The organism is Arhodomonas sp. KWT, from assembly GCF_010993615.1.
Genome location: NZ_WNXE01000165.1, coordinates 1 through 5,134, shown reverse-complemented (window position 1 = coordinate 5,134; position 5,134 = coordinate 1). Strand labels below are relative to the sequence as shown.

Sequence of the window (5,134 nt, the reverse complement as noted above, 5' to 3'; positions counted from 1 at the left end):
AGCCCCATCAGGCGCAGCCAGTAGGCGCACAACGGCGCGCGCACGCCATCGTCGTCCGCCAGCACGACCCGGGCGGTAGGCACGGCGATCCAGGCCTCGGTGGCCTGGATGAGCTCCACGCCAGGGGCGCGTACCGTGCCGGGCAACGGGGCGGCCGCGGGGTCGCCGGGCTGGCGCACGTCCAGGCAGTAGACCGGCTCCCCGGCGGCCCGCCAGGCGGTGACGTCGCCGGCGGTGACCGCGCTCACACCAGCATCGGCGGCGAGCGCGCGGATGCGTGCGCGCAGCCCCGGCGACGGCGTGGCGGGCGCGTCCGTGGCGACGATGTCCTCCGCCCCGTGGGCGCGGGTCCGGCCGGCGAGCTCCCAGCCCATGGTGCCGTTGCGCAGGGCATAGACCGGGTTGGGCACGCCGAGCTCGATCAGCGTCTGCGCGCCGATGATGCCGCGGGTACGCCCGGCGCAGTTGATCACGATGGGGGTATCGGGGTCCGTGACCAGCGATTCCAGGCGCACGGGCAGCTCGACGTTGGGACAGCAGCGCGCCCCGGGGATGCTCATGCGCCGGTATTCCGCTGGCGGCCGCGCGTCGAAGAGGTGGAAGCGTTCGCCGTCGCCGATACGGGCCGCAAGCTCCGCGGCGTCGATCATTGGCGTGTGCCGGCGCATCTCCACCAGCTCGCCGAAGGCCTTGCTCGGAACGTGGACGCCGGCGAACTCGCCGTAGCCGGCGCGGCGCCAGGCGCGCAGCCCCCCCTCCAGCCCGAACACCCGCCGATAGCCGAGCGCCCGCGCCCGGCGCACCGCAAGCCGGGCCGTGGTGCCGCCCTCGTCGGCGATCACCAGCGGCACACCGGAGTCGGGGACGAGCCGGGGCAGGTCGAGCTCGAAGCGGCTGTAGGGCAGCGGCACCGCCCAGAAGGGGTGGCGCAGGCCGAACTCGCCGGGCTCGCGGACGTCCAGCAACGCCAGCGTCTCGCGGGCGTCGAGCCGGACCTTGAGCTCGCGGGGACTGAGGGTGTCCATGCGCATCACCGCCGGGTCTGCACGCCGATGTCCATGGGCGCGCAGGTACCGGCCTCCGGATCGAAGCGCGTCCGCCCGGTGAGCGTCTCCAGCGCACGGCCGTAGAGATGGAGGTGACGGATGACCCCGCCCGGCGGGATCCGGACCGAGTGGATGTCGTCGGCGAGCAGCGCCACGCCCTTGCCCGGGGCGACCTCGACCTCCTCGCACACGGCCAGCCGGGCACGGCCCTCGACCGAACCGTCGTCGAGACGGCGGTAGAGGGTGTTGTGCTCCACGCCCTCCACGGCGGCCACGCACGCCCAGGTGGTGTGGTCGTGGGGCGGGATGCGCTTGCCCGGGTACATGACGTTGAGATAGAGGGCGTAGCGGCGGTCCGGGTCCTCGCTAAGCAGGTAGCGCGCCTGGCGCTCGTCGGCGGACGGCGCAGGGAAATCCGCCTCGCCCCAGAGGACACGCTCGCGGGCCAGCTCGATGAGGGCGTCCAGGGCCCGGCCAAGCGGCTCGCGCTCGCGTACCTCGCCGGGCAGCAGCGCCCGCACCCGTGCCAGGGTCTCGTTCACCCGCGCCTCGCGTTTCGCCTGCGTGTCCATTGCCTTGCTCCTCAGTACACCCGGGCCACCGGCTCGACGCTGGCGAACTCCGGCGTGCCGGTCTGCAGCCGCACGGGGCGCTCGCCCAGGCGCACGGCGCCGTTCGCGTCCAGCCAGGCGAGGCTGTGACGCATCCACTCGGTGTCATTCCGATCAGGGAAGTCCTCGCGGGCGTGGGCGCCGCGGCTCTCGGTGCGGTGGTGGGCGGCGTGCACGGTGGCCGCGGCGCAGCCGAGCAGATTCTCCAGCTCCAGGGTCTCGATCAGGTCCGTGTTCCAGATGCGCCCGCGGTCGGTGACCGAGACGTCGGCAAAGCCCGCCACCAGGGCGTCGATCCGGCGGCAGCCCTCCTCCAGGGTCCCGCCGGTGCGGAACACCGCCGCGTAGTCCTGCATGTCCCGCTGCAGGCCGTCGCGCAGGCGGGCGGTAGGGGTCTCGCCGGCAGCGGTACGCAGCCGCTCCAGGCGCTCGATCGCCGGCGCCGATGCCGACGCCGGCAGGGCCCCGCGGTCCGGCCCCTCGCCGCGCAGCACCTCGGCGGCGCGCAGCGCGGCGGCCCGGCCGAAGACGATGAGGTCGAGCAACGAGTTCGAGCCCAGGCGATTGGCACCGTGCACGGACACGCAGGCGGCCTCGCCGATGGCCATGAGCCCGGGCACCACGGCCTCCGGGTCGCCGCCGCGGGGCGCGACGACCTCGCCGTGACGGTTGGTGGGGATGCCGCCCATGTTGTAGTGGACGGTGGGCAGCACCGGGATGGGTTCGCGGGTGACGTCGATCCCGGCGAAGATGCGCGCCGTCTCCACGATACCCGGCAGGCGCTCGTTGATGACCGCCGGGCCCAGGTGGGCGAGGTGGAGGTGGATGTGATCACCGCGCTCGCCGACGCCCCGGCCCTCGCGCATCTCCACGGTCATCGCGCGGCTGACCACGTCGCGGGAGGCGAGGTCCCTGGCGTTGGGGGCGTAGCGCTCCATGAAGCGCTCGCCGTCGGAGTTCGTGAGGTAGCCGCCCTCGCCGCGCACGCCCTCGGTGATCAGGCACCCGGAGCCGTAGATGCCGGTGGGGTGGAACTGCACGAACTCCATGTCCTGCAGCGGCAGGCCGGCGCGCAGGGCCATGCCGGCGCCGTCGCCGGTGCAGGTGTGCGCGGAGGTGCACGAGAAGTACGCGCGCCCGTACCCCCCGGTGGCGAGCACGGTGATACGCGCGCGGAAGCGGTGGATGCGTCCGGTGGCTAGCTCCAGGGCGACGACCCCGCGACAGGCGCCGTCGGCGTCCATGATCAGGTCGATGGCGAAGAACTCGATGTAGAACTCCGCCTGATGCTTGAGCGACTGCTGATAGAGGGTGTGCAGGATGGCGTGGCCGGTGCGGTCCGCGGCGGCGCAGGCGCGGTTGGCGCGGCCCTCGCCGAAACGCGTGCTGTGCCCGCCCAGGGGCCGCTGGTAGACGCGGCCGTCACCGGTGCGCGAGAACGGCACGCCGAAGTGCTCGAGCTCGGTGATCGCCGCCGGGGCGGCCTCGCACATGGCGGCGATGGCGTCCTGGTCGCCCAGCCAGTCGGAGCCCTTGATGGTGTCGTAGGCGTGCCAGCGCCAGTCGTCCTCGTCCATGTTGCCCAGCGCCGCGGCGATGCCGCCCTGGGCGGCCACGGTGTGGCTGCGGGTCGGGAAGACCTTGGTCACGCAGGCGGTGTCGAGCCCCTGGGCGGCCATGCCCAGGGTGGCCCGTAGGCCGGCGCCTCCGGCGCCGACGACCACCACGTCGTGGCTGTGCTCGATGATCGGCTCGGCAGCGGACATCGGCTTGTCGTCACTCCATTCCGTTGACGGCCCGGCTCACCGGTCGGGCGCGATGCAGCACGGGGGCAGTCCGCTGTCGGGAGCCCTTCCACACCCCGGGCCGCGATGACCGGGGGAGGGGCAGTGCGGCGGCGGACCGACCGCGGCCAGGGGTGACCGCAGCCGGACGTACTGGGACGTGTCCCCAACGTGTCCGCCGACGCATTGCCCCTCCCCCACGAAGGCTCACACGCAGCGCGCCCCGTCCACCTCCAGCGCCACGCCGCTGATGAACTCGGCCTCGTCGCTGGCGAGGTAGAGCGCGGCGTTGGCGACGTCGGCGGGGCGGGACATGCGCCCGAGGGGGATGGTGGCGAGGAACTTCCTGCGGTTCTCCGGGGTGTCCGGCACGCCCATGAAGCGCTCCAGCATTCCGGTCTCGCCGATCACGGGGCAGATGGCGTTGACCCGGATGTTCTCCGGGCCGAGCTCCACGGCCATGGACTTGCTGGTGACGATGGCCGCGCCCTTGCTGCCGTTGTACCAGGTCAGTCCGGGCCGCGGCCGGACCCCGGCGGTGGAGGCGACGTTGATGATGTTGCCGCCGCCACGCTTGCGGAAGTGCGGCACGGCCTCCAGCGCGGCCAGGTAGATGGACTTCACGTTGACCGAGTAGCAGCGGTCGAAGTCGTCCTCGGTGACGTCCATCATCGGCTGGTTAACGTGGGTGAAGCCGGCGTTGTTGACGATGGTGTCGAAGCCGCCGAAACGCTCGACGGCGGTGTCGATCATCGCCTTCACGTCGGCCCGGTTGGCGACGTCGGCGCGCACGCCGACGGCACTGTCGCCGATCTCGGCGGCGACGGCCTTCGCGCCCTCCTCGTTGAGGTCGGCGACCACCACCTTTGCGCCCTCCCGGGCGAACACCCGGGCGATCTCCGCGCCGAAGCCCGACGCCGCGCCCGTGACCACCGCGATCCTGTCCTTCATCCTCATGGGACTCTCCTCCTCACTATCCTTCATTCATATGTGACCGGGGTTTGGGCCGCGCGGGGTGAGAGGATCCCGCCGGGACACGCTGTGAATACCTCCCTGTACGCTCGACTGCGGCCATCCATGGCCGCAGACGGTCCCGGCGGGACCCTCCCACCCGCGCGCTCCGATTGCCGTCGCATCAGCCATGGTTGAGCACGACGGTCTTGACCACCGAGAACTCGCGCAGCGCCTCGAAGCCCTTCTCGCGCCCGTGGCCGCTCTTCTTCATGCCACCGAAGGGCAACTCGATGCCGCCGCCGGCGCCGTAGCCGTTGACGAAGACCTGCCCCGCGCGCACCCGCCGCGCCATGCGCATCTGGCGGGCTCCGTCGCGGGTCCAGATGCCCGCGACCAGGCCGTAGTCGGTGCCGTTGGCCAGGGCGACGGCGTCCGCCTCGTCGCGGAAGGGAATGGCGCAGAGCACCGGCCCGAACACCTCCTCACGGGCGATGGTGTGCTCCCGCGGCACCGGCCCGAGCAGCGTCGGCGCGACGTAGTAACCCTGCTCCGGCGTGCCTTCGGCGATGCGCCCGCGGGCGATCACCGGCACGCCGTCCGCCTCCGCGTCGGCGAGCATGCGCTGCACCCGCTGCTGCTGGGCGCGACTGACCAGCGGCCCACAGTTCGCGTCCGCGTCGTGGCTGGCGGTGACCAGCTCGCCGAAGGCGGCGGTCAGGCGCTCGATGAAGGCGTCGAA

The 5,134-nt window shown here is 72.6% G+C and carries 5 protein-coding genes; all 5 read right to left on the bottom strand.

Annotated features, from left to right (window positions below; genetic code table 11):
• On the bottom strand, positions 1 to 1,025 hold a 1,025-nt coding region (locus G7A99_RS15770; RefSeq protein WP_205599872.1), incomplete at its 3' end, for a rhodanese-like domain-containing protein.
• Positions 1,026 to 1,030: 5 nt separating this feature from the next.
• The gene (locus G7A99_RS15765; protein ID WP_163141856.1) at positions 1,031 to 1,618 is read right to left on the bottom strand and encodes a cysteine dioxygenase family protein; all 588 of its coding nucleotides are present in this window, start codon (positions 1,616 to 1,618) and stop codon (positions 1,031 to 1,033) included.
• A gap of 11 nt (positions 1,619 to 1,629) precedes the next feature.
• Positions 1,630 to 3,423: a succinate dehydrogenase flavoprotein subunit gene (gene sdhA, locus G7A99_RS15760; RefSeq protein ID WP_163141853.1), complete on the bottom strand. Its 1,794-nt coding sequence runs from the start codon at positions 3,421 to 3,423 to the stop codon at positions 1,630 to 1,632.
• Positions 3,424 to 3,648: 225 nt separating this feature from the next.
• Entirely contained in the window at positions 3,649 to 4,398 is a 750-nt protein-coding gene (locus G7A99_RS15755) for a glucose 1-dehydrogenase (RefSeq protein ID WP_163141850.1), read from the bottom strand.
• Between the two features lie 178 nt (positions 4,399 to 4,576).
• On the bottom strand, positions 4,577 to 5,134 hold a 558-nt coding region (locus G7A99_RS15750; RefSeq protein ID WP_163141847.1), incomplete at its 5' end, for an aldehyde dehydrogenase family protein.